The sequence below is a fragment of the Solidesulfovibrio magneticus RS-1 genome (assembly GCF_000010665.1).
In the GTDB taxonomy this organism is placed as follows: Bacteria; Desulfobacterota; Desulfovibrionia; order Desulfovibrionales; family Desulfovibrionaceae; genus Solidesulfovibrio; species Solidesulfovibrio magneticus.
The window spans coordinates 1,590,835-1,606,765 of the sequence record NC_012796.1; the positions used below are offsets into that span (position 1 = coordinate 1,590,835).

Consider the following 15,931-nt stretch of genomic DNA (forward strand, 5'->3'; position numbering starts at 1 on the left):
TGACCACGCCGCCGGGGCTGTCGCAGTCGCCCCCTGCGCGGGGGCGTGGATTGAAATCAGTCGCACAGTGCCGCCGCCGGGGCCAATACGCCCGTCGCCCCCTGCGCGGGGGCGTGGATTGAAACGATATGACCCCCGTCAAGGCCGCCCTGGCCCCGTAGTCGCCCCCTGCGCGGGGGCGTGGATTGAAACATCCTGACGATGGCCCACAATGACCATCTCCAGGAGTCGCCCCCTGCGCGGGGGCGTGGATTGAAACCAAACGATTTGCTTGGTGCCGGAAAAATTGTGCGTGTCGCCCCCTGCGCGGGGGCGTGGATTGAAACCTTAAAGTCGTTGACGCTGGTGGTGGCGCACCACATGTCGCCCCCTGCGCGGGGGCGTGGATTGAAACCTCCGACGCAATCTCTGTCACCTACCGAAGCTCGTGTCGCCCCCTGCGCGGGGGCGTGGATTGAAACATCAGGATGTACAACAGGTCGGCAAACGCTTTTGGGTCGCCCCCTGCGCGGGGGCGTGGATTGAAACGCGGCCAGGGTTGTGTCCACGCCAACAAACTCGCGTCGCCCCCTGCGCGGGGGCGTGGATTGAAACCTATCCAACTCGTCCAGGAGGCTGTCGGCCGCAAGTCGCCCCCTGCGCGGGGGCGTGGATTGAAACAAACGTGTCCACGGCCTCGTCGTCGAAATTGCAGGCGTCGCCCCCTGCGCGGGGGCGTGGATTGAAACCCGGGATGCGCCACTCTCGTGGTCCCCGTCCACCGTCGCCCCCTGCGCGGGGGCGTGGATTGAAACTGCGTATTTACGTTGCCTGTTGAGGTGGAGGGCGGTCGCCCCCTGCGCGGGGGCGTGGATTGAAACTACGTCAAAGACGCGTCCACGTCCTGGTTGGTGGCGTCGCCCCCTGCGCGGGGGCGTGGATTGAAACGAGAACCAGCACGTCGGCAAGCCTTTCGTGAGCCGGTCGCCCCCTGCGCGGGGGCGTGGATTGAAACGACAAGGCGTATAACAGCGTGTTGAAAAACTCCGCCAAGTGACCGAGAATCCAGCCATCGGGGTTCCGGAGGTGATCTGATGGGGCTTGGCCGTCAGGGTGATCAGCAGGGGACGATGTATCTGGCCTGGGATGAGATCCCTCGGTCTCGTGGGCACGCTTTTTACGATCGTCTCCAGCAGATTCTCCGGAAAGCCGGCTTCGATGGTTTCGCCGAGAAGCTGTGCAAGCCCTTCTATTCCGACAAGGGGCGTCCCTCCATTCCGCCTGGCCGGTATTTTCGGATGCACCTCGTGGGGTATTTCGAGGGCATCGACAGCGAGCGCGGCATTGAGTGGCGCTGCGCTGATTCGCTTTCCCTCCGGAATTTTCTCCAGCTTTCGCCCAAGGAGTCTGTGCCGGATCATTCCTCGCTCAGCCGGACACGGTCCCGTCTGCCACTGGCGACCCACCAAGAGGTTTTCACCTGGGTTCTCAAGCTGCTCAGCAAGGATGGCTTGGTCCTTGGAGGCCGCATTGGCGTGGACGCTTCGACCATGGAGGCCAACGCGGCGCTCAAAACCATCGTGCGCCGGGACACGAGTGAGAGCTACCGCAAGATGCTCCTGCGCATGACCAAGGAGAGCGGCATCGACTCTCCGATAGATGAGGATCTGGCTCGCATGGACCGCAAGCGCGTCGGCAAGACGCTTTCGAACAAGGACTGGCGGTCACCGGTCGATCCCGAGGCGAAGATCGCCAAGATGAAGGATGGCCGAACGCATCTGGCGTACAAGCCCGAGCACGCGGTGGACCTGGACACCGGCGCGGTGGTGGCGGCCGAGGTGCATGAAGCGGACAAAGGGGACACCTCGACTCTGCAAACGACGCTGAAAGCCGCTCAAGAAAGTCTGCGGCGGGTCACTTCCACACCGCCATGCCCGGACGACCCTGCGGAACTGGTCGCGGATAAAGGCTATTTCTCCCGGGATGTCCTCAAGGTTCTGGACGGTGGACCATGGCGGACGAGAATCGCCGAACCCAAACGCAACGGTCTGAACTCCTGGCGTGGCGACCAAGAGGCGCGACGCGCCGTGTACAACAACCGAATCCGGATATCCTCGATGGTCGGGAAGGCCATGGGAAAACAGCGGACGGAACTGGTCGAAAGAAGCTTCGAGCATACGCTGGACCGGTGCGGCGGCATGCGCCGGGTCTGGCTCAGAGGACGAGAGAACATCCGGAAACGCTATCTGGTCCATGTGGCTGGTTTCAATCTCGGCCTGCTGATGCGGGTCAAGACCGGCCATGGCACCCCCAGGGGCTGGGCCAGTGCCTGGCTTGCGCTCATTTGGCCTGACCAGCATCCCTCAATGGCCTATTTGGCCATCGTCATGGTGGTCAAGGGACGATGCTGCGGGATCATCCCCATCGCCATCATCTGCGGGGGAGAATAGCCGGAAACAGCTTTTTGCAACGGCCTGATAGGCGGTGTCATTGACCGCCCTAATGGAGCCAGCGATGTTCACCCCTAATGGAGCCACCTTGGGTGGCGATTCCGGGGTTCGGACGCATCGAAAAGTTAGGTGTTTTCCTCCGCACCGGCAACGAGGTTTTTGAGCGCCGCTTCCTCTCGGGAGCTTCGATAGCTCCTTCCTTCAAGAATGACCTTGTAGGCTCCATGCCGAATCCGGTCCAAGGTCGCCGCCCCCAGCAGTTTATTGTTGAAAGCCTCCCCCCATTCGGCGAAGTCCAGGTTGCTGGTGATGACCGTTGCGCAGCGCTCATAGCGCTCGGCGATCAGGTCGTGAAAATCCTCATTCTCAGAGGATTTAAAGGGTTTCAGACCAAAATCGTCGATGATGAGCAGGTCCGTCTTGGCCAGGGTGGACAGTTTTCTGTCATAGGTGTTGGTCGCCTTGGCCGCCTGGAGCATCCCCAGGAGCTTGCCGATAGGCGTAAAGAGCACCTCGTAGCCGTTTCTGGCGGCGGCATGGCCAAGGGCCTGGGCGGTATGGCTCTTGCCGGTGCCACAGGGACCGACGATGAGTACCGGGGCCTTTTCCTCCAGGAAGCGGCAGGTGGCCAGGTCCAGGATGAGCGCCTTGTTGACGGACGGATTGTAGCTGAAGTCGAAGCTTTCCAAGGTCTTTTCGCTACGAAAACCGGCACGGCGGACGCGCAGTGAGAACTTCTTCTGTTCCCGGCGGGCCACCTCGTCCTGGATCAGCATGGCCAGGAACTCCACGTGTGACAGGCCGTTCTCGATGGCCTGTTTGTTGCGGATCTCCATGGAATCCAGGATGCCGGAGAGCCGGAGTTGCTTGAGCGCGGGTTCGAGCGCTGGCATAGGGTTCATGAGTTCCTCCTTTTCATTGCAGTATTCCTCGCAGTTCACGGCAATATTTCGACTTTCCTCTGTAGACCTCTTTCACCTCCTCATGGAAAACGGGACGCGGCAGGACATCCAGCCCTTTTTCCAGGATGCGTTTGACGGTGTTGTAGCGAGGATCGTGATGGTCCAAGGCGCGGCGGCAGGCGGCTTCCAGGCGTTTGGCCCCATACTTCTTCTTAAGCTGGAGTGTTCCTTGGGCGGCCCGGAGATTGTCCAGGACCTTGTGGGAAAACAGCGCGTCGATGCACTCCCGACAGGCCAGGCCGACCTTCTCGGCCTGGGCCAGACACCATTGCGGATCGTGCATGATGTAGGCTTGGGCTTCAGGTGGCTGATGCTCCTGGACAGTGGCTTTGCTCCCGGGGCGTGACAGCCGAGAGTGGATGGCGACCAGTTCGTTGTCGTGGAAGATCTGGACGGTTGTTTCCGTGGCGCGCAGCCACAGGGTTTGACGCACCAGACGGTGCGGGGCGGAGTAGTAGCAGCGGCGGAACTCGACGTGGCAATTGCCGTGCAGCTTCACCTTGGCCCAGACGGCCAGCTCCAACGGCACATCCGGCAGAGATCGCAAGACATGCTTCTCTGTTTCGACGAACATCGCTAAGGGCTGTTCCTTGGTGGTGCCATGGATACGGTTGCCCGCCATGCTCATGACCCAGTCCAGCAGCTGGTCATTGGCGTCCCGTAAGCTGCGGAAGTCGCGTAACGGCATGAAGTTGTTCTTGATATATTTAACGCCAGCCTCCACCCGGCCTTTTTTCTGGGGATCACGCGGCGGACAAGGCGACACCAGGAATCCGTAACTCTCTGCAAATTCGGCATAAGAACGCTGTACCACGGGGTCATGGTAGCAGGCCTTGGTGATGGCGCACTTGGGATTGTCGATGATGACCCTGGCCGGGACGCCGCCGAAAAACTCAAACGCTCTACGGTGGCACCCAAGCCAGGTCTCGATTTTCTGGTCGCGCACGATCTCCGCATACTGATGCCGGCTCCAAGCCAGCGTCATCACGAAGAAATGGGTCTTGATAACTTCGCCTTGTGAAAGCGTCAGTGATCTCCGGTCCGGCACCAAAATCCACCTGCACCGCGTCGCCCGGGGCAAAATCCAGCATCACCGTGGCCGCCGGAGTGACCTCTTTGATCTTGGCAATGAAGCGCCTGACACTTGAATACGCACCCGTGAAACCGTGCTTGCGAATCAGGGCTTGGTGGATCGTGCAGCCGGCAACGCCCTGCTTGACCCAGTCCCGGACGTCGTCTTGGAAGGGGATGATACTGGAAGTGGATGGCTGCTTCGATGCCCGGCCAGGAAAAAACGAAGCAAGGTCCGCGTCAGCGGGCACGGACGCCGCTGGATTGAGCCATCCTTGCGATTCGGCTGTCTCACGGACGTGGGCGAGTTTTCTGCGCCCCATCAGGCCGGTCTTTGCGATCTGCCTGTCGGACTCGCCAAGGCGCATCCGGACAAGGGCTTGACGATACTCGTACATCTCGAACCTCCGATTAGACATCCCGCGCTCCTCCCGTTTGTGAATCGGGAAAAAGTACGCGGCGTCTCGAAGGTCCGAAACCCGGTCGCTTACGGCTGCCCTGGCTCCATTAGATGATCACGGAATGGCTCCATTGCCTGATCACCAAATGGCTCCATTATGGGAGCACGCCGTGGCTCCATTAGCTGAGCACCCAGTGGATCCATAGGAGCGGTCGCCGACAGGCACATGACGCGAAAACGGAGATCATCTAGATTCTTGGCGCTTTGTAGGCCGACTGCCAACAACCCATTTGCGATGAACAAAAGTTGTTACGACAACGAACCCGGCAAAAAAAAGAGACACTCCAGTCAGCAGCATGCCGCGACTGCTGGAGTCTGGCTCAATAACCACAGGACTGGCCGCAGACGTGACCTCGATGACTGTCCCGCCATAGGGAGATTCTCGCAGGGGCCTGGCTCCATGGAACATATGATGCCCAACAGCGCCCCAGGGAAGCCAGGGCAAAAGGATGTGGTGGCCAGCAACACCAGCGGGAATGATGGTTACGCTTGTTGGAGTTGCCGTAACAGGCAACAGCGTCTGGCCAGACTGAGCGACGATGCGGTTGCTGTAGAATTCCGAGATAGAAAAATCACCGTAAAAATTCGGATTTTCTGTAAGATAAGGCATAAGTTCACGGTTTCGGTCATAAAATGTCAGACAGGTCATCGTCAGCGCAGCATAAATCACAGCATTCCGGATGCGCCCGGAGAATCTGGCGTGGCAACGACCAATGCGATCGACCACAAAAAAAATCATGAAGTTGTAGGCGACAAAAAGAAAACGAAAGGGATATATCTCGGACGAAGACAGGAGTAAATAGCCAGAGACGGTGCGCCAGATCGTGTTCCAGCCTAGGAGAAAAAATACTGATGCGGCGAGCAAGCAAACTCCGTCGCGAAGACGGAGGGCATTAACGATGCGAAGCTGGCTGAGATATTCAAAAACAAGCCAAACGACGAGCAAAACAAATACCGATCCAACCAAAAGCGAACCGTCGTAAAAGGCCACGTTATATTTTGTGTAAGTCTCGGGAAAGAGAAACATCGGAAAAGAGTCGTCAGTCAAAAGCCCCCAGACGTCTGTCAACGAGGCATACCCGACGGCGGGGAAACGCTCCCAGACGCCGTAGACCTTTGACACCGCATAGACTTTCGGCAAAACAAGTATGAGCGTACCCATGAAAAAAAAGGCTGCCCGCCACAATACATCGGCCCGGCGACCAAGCAGCGCGATCATAGCAATAGTCACCCCCATAGCCATGCAAAGCCAAACAAATAAATGCAGCGCACCTTGGTAGAATATCCAAGCGGCGACGAGCGACGCACCGGCCAATTGAATCGGCCGAAACTGCTCTGAAATCAACAGGGCGACCAAAAGCGGCACTAGGCACAGGCTTATCTGGGGCGTGTAACCAATAGCCAAGTGCTGGACCAGCCAGGGGTTTAATAAAAAAAGAACCAACAACGCCATAGTCTGTACAGTGCCGAGGCCCGTTCGCGCGGCCAAGAACCGCACCCCCCAGACAGCCACAAAAATGTGTGCGGCAAAATAGGCTTTCATAAAGGCCATGAAAGACATTACGTAGGCTAGAGGAAGAAAAGGAGACAAGCTAATGACTTCAGGATTAGACCAGTAAGACAGATCCTGGAGAGTAGAAAACCATGCTATATCCGACGGTATAGCTAAAAACGAGACTGGAATTACTCCAAACTTATGCAAAGAGTCGTATAAAAAATGAAAATAAAAAAGATCTTTCCTCCAATCCAACGCACCAACTCGATCTGAAAAAATAAATTCTCCGTAAAAAAAATATACAATCCCAAAAGAAAAGAACGAATAGAAGGCAAGACTATACCACGATTGTATTTTTTTAAAATTATAAAGACAGCAAACATCGCGGACTTGTTGCCCGGGTCCAATGACAGTTAACATTTTAAAAATATATTCCTTTTTTTATCCGAAAACGGTTTAAAGCCTGTCCTCAACAAACAAGCAACCAATTGCGAGCTGGTTTCATAGCCAAATCAGCTACCACCGGCATAGCCGGTGGTATGATGATGCCCCCTCGAAGGGGGCTAACGACTCAAGAATAAGAAACTTCCGGTATCATGCCATTATGAATCACTTGTCGGATTGATTACCGAAGGCCAGATTCCCGGAACGGTCGAACCGATTCGGGTCACACCGCCAGAGGCGGTGGTTTATCTGTTGGAATTAAGCTTCTTCATCATTTCCACAACAAATCGGAATAATTTTTTTATGCGTGGATTGTATTGCAAAATACCACAAGTCGCCTAGAATAATCAGCCCGTCAAAAACCCATCATCATTGTTTGACAAATAAAAAACAAATATCGAGTGTATTACAGCGCTGAAAGTCTCGTCATGACAAACTCCTCAGTATCATCTGCGCCCATGCACAGAGTTCATACACGATCTGGCGCATCGTCTACACTCATTAGCAGTGTCATGTTCGCTCGGTTCACCAGTTTCACTCCGACAGACTCCGCACATTCCGCAGCGCTTATCGTATATATTTTTAATCAATAATCATCTACGCAGTCCGCTCTGCCAAAGTCACTCGAATCATTTCAAGACCCTTAAACAATAATCTATAGAAAACAGCTATCCGCTGAATCTTTACCACAGAAAAGACAAAAGAGAAAGAGGATCAAATAGTGGCCAAATCGGGTCCGCCAACTATGGGGAGTCAGGCAAAGTGAGAAGTGGCGTGGGGGCTGAATCGGGTAGGACGGGCGTGGGCTAAACGTAGGACTGACGTGGACTTTGGGGTGTCTGCCCGGATCGCGAGAGGGCAATAGGGCAAGATGGGAAAAGCGGCTAAAAGGCGGAAAGCGTTTCAGGCAAATTGAGAAGGCACGTCACCTGCAGCCCCGACCGATCTGTTGAAGGCAAATCCAGCTGAGGCAAACGCTACGGAGCCAATGCCACTCATTTAAATCCCCTGTGAAAAGCTATTTTATACCGCCGGAAAAGCCTCCCCGCAAGAAATCAGCCATACAAAGGACAGCTACAATTATTGTAACCACTCCAAAAAACCTGACGACGCCGGAATCCTTGCCTTTAAGCAACGTCAACATTCTCGTGATAATATAAAAACCGATCATCAAGCCAATGTCAGGAATCAAAGCGCTCTACTCCAATTCGTATAGTGTGCTTATCGCACGTACTCCCGGCAACTCCAGACGACCCGCCCGATAATCCGTACTGACGCGGCCAGATCGCCGTTCATGTCCACTTCTATGGGCTGGTAGTCGGAGTTCTTGCTTCGCAGCACCAGCTTGCCTGGAATACGATCCAGGTATTTCACAAAGACTTCCTGCTCCACTCCCACCGCGAAAAGCCCGCCAGAGATAATTGCATTCTGGCTTTCATCGATAAGCACGGTATCCCTATCCAGCAGGATAGGTTCCATGCTGTCGCCAGCCACGTCCATCAAGACCATTTTCTGAGGACGACCTTTTCGCCGCAGAAAATCCGTCTTGAACGCATAATAGCCGATCACCTCGCCTTCCGTCTCCAGACTGCCGGAGCCTGCCGCCAACCGGGCCTGCACCTTCGGGACAAGCGTATACCCCATGCTGGGAGCGGCTTCCGGAGCCATCCAGGGGGGCGCGTCTGCCGGAATTGCGCCCGTCGTTTGCCCTGGTCCTGAGGCAACCGCAGCCCCTCCGCGTTCCATCGGGCCGGTACCGTAAAAAAGCCAGTCCGCAGAAACGGAAAAACCTTTAGAAACCTTCGCTATCCAGACAGGAGGGATTTGCAGGCTGCGCTTGGCGGCCGAGACCGCTCCTTGCTTTATGCCTAAAGCCTTGGCGAGCTCGGTGTCCGTCCCTGCCCCTGTGGCCAGTTTGAGACGGGTAAATATCTCCTGAAATTCAGCGGTTGCAGCTTTTTCGTCCGAAGGTGCAAGGGAACCTGCAAGGGTCATAACTTTTCCTTTTAGCAGCACCCCCAACAAAACCAAGGAGATAGCGGCTCAACTGGTGTTTAAACTGTTTAATTAAGCTGCAAGCAATTTTTCCGTTGACGATTAAATGCCTAGCCGTTAATCATGATCCCAGAACGGCGACGGTTGGCCCGTTACGAACGTAGCTAGCAGGGCCAAAGGTTTTACTCAATGTCCGCCATTCGGTTTTTTTCGGATTGGAGAAATCAACATTGGCCCCTCAGTCCCGACGACTCAGCCTGCTCGAACTGGTCGAGCTCTGCCCGGACGAGGGTCTGGCCCTGTCCATGGACCGGATTATCCAGGCAGCGGGAGTGTCACGGGCAGAAGCCGTGGACAGGCTTAATGCCGCAGCCAGGCGCTTTGGCGTGCGGTTGACCTCGGGAAACGCCAGGGAGCTTGGCTTGGCCACCTTTGAAAAGTGGCTCAACCCCAAAGAGGTCGACTACGTGCCCACAATCCGAGCCCTGAATCTTTTCTGTCATGTGTTTGGAACTCCTGAACCCCTCGACGTATTGGCGCGTTCGCATGGAATGGGCTGGAGAGTGATCGGAGCCGCCGATGCCAAGCTTCTGGAGCTTGCGCGCACCGAACGGGAGATCAAGGCACTGCGCGAGCGCAAACGAAAAATTGAGGCTGAACTATGAAACGCGAAGGAAACAAGATTCGCGCGTGGCTCGTGGAAAGACGCATTTCTGTGTCTGACGTTGCTCGCTCGGCAGGCATTGCGCGATCGATGGTTTCGGAAACCATCCACGGCAGAAGAAACAACAGGCGCGCGCTCCGTGCGCTTGTTGCCGTCGGTTGTCCGGAAAAACTGCTGGCGCTGCCCGAAGACATGCAGGGCGAGCAAGCGGCTTAGGTCGAACGCCTACGGTTTACGGCATCGCCATGCGGGAAAACTACACAGCCAAGGACATTGCCAAGGCATTCGATGTCTCACGGCAAGCAATCGAAGCACGGGCCAAAAAGGACGGCTGGGCGTTTCAAGAGGAAAGTTGCCGTGGCGGCAGACGTCGCCTGTATTTGGCTGCTTCGCTCCCCGAAGACGTCCGCACCGCGCTGATCGCCCACGAAGGGGTTCATCTTCCTGCTGACTCGAGCGAAACACCTTTGACCGAAGCGCAGCGCCGCAAGGCCCTGGCCAAGGCCGATCTGGTTCGCCTTTACATCGACGCCTTGGCCAAGGCTTCCAACAAGGGCCGCGCGCGGGAAGAATTCATTGCCGCCTACACGGCCGGCGTCTGGCCGGCCATCCGGGAGGTGCTCGGCGACGTCTCCTGGAAGTCGGTGGAGCGTTGGAAGCTGGCCATGCGTCGGACCGGCTCGGTCCTGAAGCTGGCCGACACGCGTGGCGGCGTTCGCGTCGAGCCGGTGGTGACCGAAAGGCACGCCCAAATCCTGCTTGCCCTGGCTCGGCATCCCAACAAGCCGCGTCTGGCCGAAGTCTGCCGCATGGCCCGGGAAGCCTTCAAGGCCGCCGGACTCCCCGACTGCGCCGACATCACGCTGTACCGCTACCTCAAGAAGTGGATGACCCTCAATTATGGGGAATGGGTCTATGCCAGACAGGGCAAGAAGGCCTGGAACGACCTGTGCTGTCCCTTCATTGAGCGCGACTACTCCCGGATCGGCGTCGGCGACATCCTGGTGGCCGACGGCCACGCCCTGAATTTCGAGATTCTTGACCCCGAGACCGGCAAGGGCGCGCGCATGGAACTGGTGCTGTGGTTTGACATGGCGTCCAGTTACCCGCTCGGCTGGGAAATCCTGCCCACGGAAAACACCCAGGCTATTGCCTCGGCCCTGCGTCGCGCCTGCCTGCGGCTCGGCAAGTTTCCCAAGGTCGCCTACTTGGACAACGGCAAGGCCTTTCGGAGCAAGTTTTTTAACGGCGTCGACCTCAGTCAAAGCGGTCTCGGCGGCGTCTTTCAAGAGCTCGGCGTCGCCCCGCTGTTCGCTTGGCCCTACCATGGCCAATCCAAGACCATCGAACGGTTTTTCAGGACATTTGGCGAACTGGAACGCTGGATTCCCTCTTATGTCGGGACGTCCATCGAATCCAAGCCGCCGCGTCTCATGCGCGGGGAAAAGCTGCACCGCAAGGTCTACGAGGCTTCCGGCGGCCGGCCGCTGACCCTGGAAGAGGCCCACACCGCCATCGCCACGTGGTTCGACGCTTATGCCGAACGGCCCCAACGTGGCCACCTCGGCGGCAAGAGCCCGGCCGAAGCGTTTGCCGCCGGCATGGGTCCGGGACTTACCGATGCCGAACTGGTGCGCCTGCGGCTGTGCATGCTCTCCAAGGCCGTGCGCACCATTGACCGCAACGGCGTGAGTCTCTTCGGGACATATTACCGTCACCCCTTCCTGCACAGCCTGCGGCATCCCGTGCTGGTGCGTTTCGATGACCAGGATCGTCGCTCGGTGCTGATCTATGACCAGTCCGGCAAAAACCTGATCTGCGAGGCCACGCCCGCGCCCAAGGTACATCCCGCCGCCCGCCTCCTGGGTACGGCCGAAGACCAGGCCGCTTTGACCCAGGAAATCGCCTACAAGAAGGCGCTCGAAAACCAGGTCACGGCCAATGCCCGGGAGTTCCTCAACAGCGTGGTGCTGCCCGAGACGCAAAGCCGAATGCGCCTTGTCACGTCCGACAAGGCGGAACCCCAGGCTTTGCCGGAAGCCCGCACGCCGGACGTCAAAAGCATCGAGGCCGCCAAGATCGCGGCCAGGGCCAAGCTCGAAGCCGTGCCGGCCTACGTGCCGCCGGCGCAGATGCCCGCCATCGTCAGCGAACTCGACCGCTACGAATACCTTTTCAACTTGGCCGTTAGGGACGGCGTGGCCCTGCGTGAGGCCGACGCCGACTGGATGGCCCGCTACGAGCAAACCGAGGAATACGCGGCCTGCGCGGCTGGACGTTACGCGCGCTTGCGCACGGTCTACGAACGCCGCCGCAAGGCCGCCAACGGGGGAGGAGACGCATGAAATCGGTTTTTGTGGAGACGGGCAATGTGACCGCCTTTCGGCGGGCCGTGCTGACCGTCGAGGACACCCAGCGCGGACAGCCCGGCATTGTCGTGGCCTGGGGACAGGCCGGCCGGGGCAAGACCTTCACCGCGCGCAACTCTCATTCCGAACGCGGCGGAGTCTTCATCTCAGCCTGGGAGGGGATGACGCAAGCCGCCTTCCTGGGACGGCTTTGCAAGGAGACGACGGGAGATAAGACCACGCCGCGATCCGCCCATGCCTGCAAGGTACGCATTATCGAAACCTTGGGAAAGCGGCGAGACCAAGGGCAGACCGTCACCATCTACATGGACGAGGCCGACCGCTTGCACTTCGGGCGCATTGAGGACTTGCGCGACATCCACGAGTCGACTGGCGCGGCCGTGATCCTGATCGGCGAAGAAGAACTTATTGGGCTCTTATCTGAGCGCCGCCGCATCTGGTCCCGTGTGACCCAGGAAGTTGCCTTCGGGCCTGTGGATGAAGCCGACATCGCAGCCTTTGCCTTTGAAGCTGCCAGCCTCGACCTGACGCCCGAAGCTTGCGCCATGGTCCGGGCCACTTCGGACGGCGACATGCGGCTGGTTCGCAACATGGTGCAGTTGCTGGAACAGGCGGCCAAGGCCCGCGAGACCGACAAGGCCGACGCGGCCATGGTGGCGGCAATCCAGAAGCAAAAGAGCTGGAGGCGGGCATGAGAACCCCGGAAGCCGATCGTGTGCGCTTGGTCATCCAAGGCTTGTCTGTTGGCGGCAAGCAAACTGTAACCCATCAACTATTGTTTGAGGCTCTCGGTTGTTCGGATGAGCCTGCAAAGTCCCGAGTACGCCGCCAAGTCAACGACATGGCGCGCCGCCAGGAGCTTATCCGAGTGGAAGACGGTGTTTTCCGCTTCAACCCGCATGCCGTTGGCAAGCAGCAAGGCGAATTCCTGCAACGGGTCTGGCGGGCTATCCGCTCGGCCAAGTCGGGCTTCTCCTATCAGGACTTGGCCTCGGTCACTCGCGTTTCCTACGACCACGTGCGCCGCTACTGCCTGTGGCTTGCCGAGGAAGGCTATGTCGGCCGCCATGGCATGCGCGGCGCGGCGCAACTCTTCCGGGCGACGGAGAAAGCCCGGCAGCAGATCGAAACGCCCTATCCCCCCCGGCGCATCAACGATCCTTTTGAAGCCGAAAAGCGTTCGGCGTTGGAGCTGGTCCGCTTGTTTTTGCTGCATGACCCCTACCAGCCCGCAGTGCGCGCCAAGATCGTCGACAACTGCCGGACCATCCTGGCCCGGTTCGAGAAGGAGGAAGAGGAGGTGTCCCATGGCTAGAACGAAACCGAAGGTCGCCGTATTGGCCGACGTCAAGGACGTGGACGCGGCCCTGGCCGAACTGGCCGGCATCCAGCGCGACGTGGCCGCCCTGGAGTGCGTCATGAACGACTCCATCGACCGAATCAAGGCCGAGGCCAAGGCGCAGTCGGAACCGTTGCTGACCCGCAAGAAAGACCTGGAAGCGGCCCTGGCCAATTTCGCCACGGCCCGCAAGGACGATCTGTTCCCGAAAAAGAAGTCCCTGGAAATGACTTTCGGCGTCCTGGGCTTCCGGCAGTCCACCAAGCTCAAGACCCTGGTGAAGTGGACCTGGAAACTGGTGCTGGAACGGCTCCAGGAGCTGGCCGAAGGCGATGCGGGCAAGCCTTTCCGCGAAGCGCTGCGAACCAAGGTCGAGGTGGACAAGGAAGCCATGCGCGACTGGCCGGAAGAACGACTGGCGACGGTCGGCGTCCGCAAGGTGGCGGAAGACGAGTTCTTCTACGAGCTCAAGGCCGAAGCGCTCGAAAACGCGGCCGCCTGATCCCTGCGAAACCGCCCCATGCGGGCGGTCGTCCGGGCGTGGCGGCCCGGGCCTGACGAGCAGCCGAGGCGCTTGGGACCATCTGTCTTCTAAGCAGGAGGTCCGGGGCGCTTACAACCAAACGAGGTATCCCATGGCAACGCGACCGTTTGTCTCCTGCGCGGCCATCTACAACATGCAAAGCAAGGTGTTCTTCGGCACGCTGCTGCCGGCCACGTCGCTTTCCTACGAGACCGACAAGGCGCTTCTTGTGGAGCTCTTCGGCCGCATCCTGGGCGGCGAAGGCGCTTCCTGGTCGAAGCTTTCCCTCGGGGAGCGCAACCAGGTCCTGGACGCCTTGGCGGCGCAGTGGCTGCCCGATCATGCGGCCGTGGACATCCCGCTTTTGCCCAAGCGGCTCCGGGGCTGGAAGAAAGGCGACAAGGCCGACGGCTACGAGCGTCTGGACATTCCCGCCGGGCCGCTGGCGCGCCAGAAGCGCTACATCGTGACCCTGTGGCTGCTGCTTGGCTACGAACCCAAGAGCCTCGACGGCCGGGTGTCCAAGCAGTTCGGCGTCGAGCGGTTCGTCTGGCTGACCGATCCGGCCGCCCTGGCCACCCTGGCCAAGGACCTGTGGAGCCGCTGCCGCAAGGCCGGCATCGATCCCGAGCCCCACGAAGGCATTACCGGCAACGGCAAGGCCGGAAGCGGCCGGCGCGGCGCGGCATGACGCATGGGGCCGGACGAACGCGAGGCGTTGCGGGCCGCCATCCTGGCCCGCCATCGGACCCTCTACGCTTTCTGCAAGGCCACCGGCATCACCAAAAGCGTCGTGCTCCAGCTTCTGGCCGGGCGCTATCCCGGCAACGTGGAACGCCAGACGGCCCGCATCCGGGCCGCGCTGGCCGATGCCCCGGTTTTGGACGTGACGCCCGGGGCGGTGTTTGCAGTGCTCGAGCGCATAGGCTGCGCCCGTTGCCGGGCTACGGACAAGCGCCGCTGCCGCAGTTGCCGCACCCTCTGGGAGAAGCAGGCCGAGGCGCTGACCGGCCTGTTTGGGCCAGCTGATTCGTAATCAGCAGGTCTGGAGTTCGAGTCTCCATGCTGGCTCCAGTATTTCAAGTGGTTAGGCCAAAAGCCTAGCCCCTTCTTGATTTATTGCTCCAAATATGCTCCACTTCCTCCAACAAAGAGGTGAAGCAATGGCAACATTTCGCAGTCGTGGGAATCTTCAGTGGGAAGCCCGGATTCGGCGGAAGGGCTATCCGACGACGTGCAAGACCTTTGACACCAAGGCCGAGGCCGAAGCCTGGGCGGCGGCCCGGGAATCGGAAATGTTTCGTGGGGCGTGGGTATCGAGTAAAGAAGCCGACTCTACGACGCTCGAAGAATGCCTTGACCGCTACGCCAAAGACTATCTTCCCGCTATGAAATCTCATGCTCGGGAAGTTCGGCGTATCTCAAATCTTAAAAAATATCCATTGGTTAAGCGGATTATGTCAACAATCCGCACCAAGGACATTGCCGAATTTCGGAAGGTCCGGGAGGAAGGCGGGGCTGGTCCTGATACCGTGCGGCTTGACTTTTCCCTTATTTCTCGGGTGTTTGTCATTGCTAAATCCGATTGGGGCATGGAATCGTTGTCAAATCCCGTCGAACACGCGACAAAGCCCAAGTTGCCCGGCGGGCGTACCCGCCGACTCGTGGGCGACGAAGAAAAAAGGCTGTTGGCAGCGTGCCAGCCGCCGGAATTCCGCGCAATTGTCGAGTTGGCTATTGCAACGGCAATGCGTCGGAGCGAAATTCTTGGTGTTGAGTGGGATAGTGTCAATTTAAAACAGCAAACGATTCATTTAGCAGACACAAAAAACAGTTCCGCTCGTACTGTGCCGCTTGATGAAAGGGCTGTCGAAATCCTAAGTGATTTGCCAAGAAATATTTCTGGAAAGATTTGGGATATTCACGAAGATACAATTGACAAATGGATGACTAAGGCGTGTACCGCTGCCGGAATTGTTGGACTGCGTTTTCATGATCTTCGGCACGAAGCAACGTCAAGACTTTTTGAGAGTACGGATTTAAGTGATCTCGAAATTTCCGAGATTACCGGCCATAAATCGCTGCAATCGCTCAAGCGGTACGCTCATTTGCGAACAGCGCGGCTAGTAAAGCGGCTTAATGGAGCGCGGCGGGGAGAGGCCCACGCCTAGATATAATAA

At 58.2% G+C, this 15,931-nt stretch carries 13 protein-coding genes, 1 other RNA gene, 1 pseudogene and 1 CRISPR repeat array (1 of these 16 cut by a window edge); of the genes and pseudogenes, 11 read left to right on the top strand and 4 right to left on the bottom strand.

The window, feature by feature from the left end; all coding sequences use genetic code 11:
- Positions 1–994: a CRISPR direct-repeat array (repeat unit 32 nt; unit sequence GTCGCCCCCTGCGCGGGGGCGTGGATTGAAAC) (it extends 1,050 nt beyond the left edge of the window).
- A gap of 79 nt (positions 995–1,073) precedes the next feature.
- The gene (locus tag DMR_RS06680; protein WP_015860143.1) at positions 1,074–2,429 is read left to right on the top strand and encodes a transposase; all 1,356 of its coding nucleotides are present in this window, start codon (positions 1,074–1,076) and stop codon (positions 2,427–2,429) included.
- Between the two features lie 125 nt (positions 2,430–2,554).
- Here DMR_RS06680 and istB read toward each other — a convergent pair whose 3' ends face one another.
- From istB to DMR_RS06705, 4 genes and pseudogenes are all read right to left on the bottom strand, one after another.
- Positions 2,555–3,331: an IS21-like element helper ATPase IstB gene (gene istB, locus DMR_RS06685; protein WP_015860144.1), complete on the bottom strand. Its 777-nt coding sequence runs from the start codon at positions 3,329–3,331 to the stop codon at positions 2,555–2,557.
- A 13-nt stretch (positions 3,332–3,344) separates the two neighbouring features.
- A pseudogene (istA, locus tag DMR_RS22765) lies at positions 3,345–4,860 on the bottom strand (IS21 family transposase).
- Positions 4,861–5,106: 246 nt separating this feature from the next.
- Positions 5,107–6,837, bottom strand: a complete 1,731-nt coding sequence (locus DMR_RS06700) for a hypothetical protein (RefSeq protein ID WP_015860147.1) — start codon at positions 6,835–6,837, stop codon at positions 5,107–5,109.
- Positions 6,838–8,082: 1,245 nt separating this feature from the next.
- Positions 8,083–8,856 carry a phage repressor protein gene (locus DMR_RS06705; protein ID WP_070098049.1) on the bottom strand — a complete coding sequence of 258 codons (774 nt, stop codon included), beginning with the start codon at positions 8,854–8,856 and terminating at the stop codon, positions 8,083–8,085.
- 305 nt (positions 8,857–9,161) lie between these two features.
- On the opposite strand from DMR_RS06705, the gene DMR_RS06710 reads away from it, so the two are divergent.
- The 10 genes from DMR_RS06710 to DMR_RS06745 all read left to right on the top strand — a co-directional run bounded on the left by DMR_RS06710 (position 9,162) and on the right by DMR_RS06745 (position 15,922).
- Positions 9,162–9,521, top strand: a complete 360-nt coding sequence (locus tag DMR_RS06710) for a hypothetical protein (protein ID WP_232502888.1) — start codon at positions 9,162–9,164, stop codon at positions 9,519–9,521.
- Positions 9,518–9,736 carry a DNA-binding protein gene (locus DMR_RS23210; RefSeq protein ID WP_081429585.1) on the top strand — a complete coding sequence of 73 codons (219 nt, stop codon included), beginning with the start codon at positions 9,518–9,520 and terminating at the stop codon, positions 9,734–9,736. Before DMR_RS06710 ends, DMR_RS23210 begins: the two co-directional genes overlap by 4 nt.
- Positions 9,737–9,765: 29 nt before the next feature.
- Positions 9,766–11,865 (top strand): Mu transposase C-terminal domain-containing protein, encoded by a 2,100-nt coding sequence (locus tag DMR_RS06715; RefSeq protein ID WP_015860150.1) that lies wholly within the window; start codon positions 9,766–9,768, stop codon positions 11,863–11,865.
- Positions 11,862–12,584, top strand: a complete 723-nt coding sequence (locus tag DMR_RS06720; RefSeq protein WP_015860151.1) for an AAA family ATPase — start codon at positions 11,862–11,864, stop codon at positions 12,582–12,584. The genes DMR_RS06715 and DMR_RS06720 overlap by 4 nt, the downstream gene beginning before the upstream one ends.
- Positions 12,581–13,204, top strand: coding sequence for a hypothetical protein (locus DMR_RS06725; protein WP_015860152.1), 624 nt, complete (start codon positions 12,581–12,583; stop codon positions 13,202–13,204). The genes DMR_RS06720 and DMR_RS06725 overlap by 4 nt, the downstream gene beginning before the upstream one ends.
- A complete protein-coding gene (locus DMR_RS06730; protein WP_015860153.1) occupies positions 13,197–13,730 on the top strand; it encodes a host-nuclease inhibitor Gam family protein in 534 nt (177 codons plus the stop codon). Before DMR_RS06725 ends, DMR_RS06730 begins: the two co-directional genes overlap by 8 nt.
- A gap of 3 nt (positions 13,731–13,733) precedes the next feature.
- Positions 13,734–13,799: hammerhead ribozyme type II (locus tag DMR_RS22770), an RNA gene on the top strand.
- 64 nt (positions 13,800–13,863) lie between these two features.
- Complete coding sequence (locus DMR_RS06735) at positions 13,864–14,442, top strand: phage protein GemA/Gp16 family protein (RefSeq protein WP_015860154.1); 579 nt, start codon at positions 13,864–13,866, stop codon at positions 14,440–14,442.
- 3 nt (positions 14,443–14,445) lie between these two features.
- Positions 14,446–14,787: a hypothetical protein gene (locus DMR_RS06740; protein WP_015860155.1), complete on the top strand. Its 342-nt coding sequence runs from the start codon at positions 14,446–14,448 to the stop codon at positions 14,785–14,787.
- 127 nt (positions 14,788–14,914) lie between these two features.
- The gene (locus DMR_RS06745; RefSeq protein ID WP_043600211.1) at positions 14,915–15,922 is read left to right on the top strand and encodes a site-specific integrase; all 1,008 of its coding nucleotides are present in this window, start codon (positions 14,915–14,917) and stop codon (positions 15,920–15,922) included.
- The last annotated feature ends 9 nt before the right edge of the window (positions 15,923–15,931 follow it).